Below are 1,458 nucleotides of genomic sequence, written 5' to 3'. Positions count from 1 at the left end.
CCTGGGACGTGGTGGAGGACCTGTTTCCTGCTGGGGTGGTGGGTTCGATGTTCGCGGCCTACGGCCGGCTGCTGGAGCTTCTGGCGTCCGGCGAAGGCTGGTCGGGCGGCATGGATGCGGCGGTGGCCGTCCCACCGCGGCCGGCCCCTGCCGTGGCCTTCACGCCCGAGCCGCTGTTCGCCGGCTTCCTGCGCCAGGCAGAGCAGGCACCGGAGCGACCCGCCGTGATCGACGGTGCGGGTGCAATGAGCTTCGGCGACCTCGCCCGCATCTCCGGGGCGGCCGCCGGCCGGCTCTTGGCACTGGGGGCAGGGCCGGAGCGGGTGGTGGCGGTCGACCTGCCCAAGTCCTGGCAGCAGGCGGCGGCAGCCCTGGCGGTGGTGCGCGCTGGTGCCGCCTACCTGCCGCTGGACCCTGGCCTGCCCCAGGCGCGCCGCGACCAGCTGGTGACAGCGACCGGTGCAATGGAGCCGGACTGGCCGGCGCTCCTGGAGGGGCCGGGCGAAGTCCCGGACCTGCCGACGGTCGACCCGGCCAGCCTGGCCTATGTGATCTTCACCTCCGGCTCCACCGGCCAGCCCAAAGGCGTGATGGTCGAGCATGGTGCTGCGCTGAACACGATCCTGGACATCCACCGGCGCTGGCAGGTCGGGCGAGACGACCGGGTGCTGGGCCTCTCGGCGCTCAACTTCGACCTGTCGGTCTACGACCTGTTCGGCCTGCCAGGGGTGGGTGGGGCGCTGGTGCTGCCGGACGAGGCAGAGCGCCGTGATCCTTCCGCCTGGGCAGAGCTGATCGCCCGGCACCGGGTGACGATCTGGAACACCGTACCGGCTTTGGCCGCGATGCTGGCCGAGCACGGCCTGCCGGCAGACCACCCGCTCCGCCTGTTTCTGCTGTCGGGCGACTGGATCCCGCTGGAGCTGGTACCCAAGCTCCGCGCCCTGGCGCCAAGGGCGGAGCTGGTGTCGCTGGGTGGTGCCACCGAGGCCTCGATCTGGTCGATCTTCCACCCGATCCATGAACTGGATCCGGCCTGGAGCTCGGTGCCCTATGGCAAGCCCTTGGCCAACCAGGTGATGCAGGTGGTCAACCCGCGGGGGCAGCCTTGCCCGGACTGGGTGGTGGGCGAGATCGAGATCGGCGGGATCGGGCTGGCGCGGGGCTATTTCGGTGATCCGGATCGCACCAACGAGCGCTTCCGCACCGACCCCCTCACCGGCGAGCGGCGCTACCGGACTGGTGATCTCGGCCGGTTCCGCGAGGACGGGCTGATCGAGTTCCTGGGCCGCGAGGACTTCCAGGTGAAGGTGCAGGGGCACCGGATCGAGCTGGGGGAGATCGAGGCGCAGCTGATCCAGCACCCCGCGGTGCGTCAGGCAGTGGCTGCCGCCTTGCCCGCCCCCGGCCAGCCGCACAGCAAGACCCTCCATGCCTTCGTCGTGCCGGAGGAGGCCG

1 protein-coding gene is annotated in these 1,458 nt (G+C 71.3%); it reads left to right on the top strand.

Annotated features, from left to right (window positions below; genetic code table 11):
- Window positions 1-47 precede the first annotated feature (47 nt).
- The coding region (locus HLA95_RS27310; RefSeq protein WP_222185122.1) for an amino acid adenylation domain-containing protein at window positions 48-1,458 on the top strand (1,411 nt) is incomplete at its 3' end.

It is taken from the genome of Geminicoccus harenae, from assembly GCF_019800005.1.
Lineage (GTDB): Bacteria > Pseudomonadota > Alphaproteobacteria > Geminicoccales > Geminicoccaceae > Geminicoccus > Geminicoccus harenae.
The sequence above is the reverse complement of the archived record's forward strand: the minus strand, read 5'-3'. Positions and strand labels throughout refer to the sequence as shown.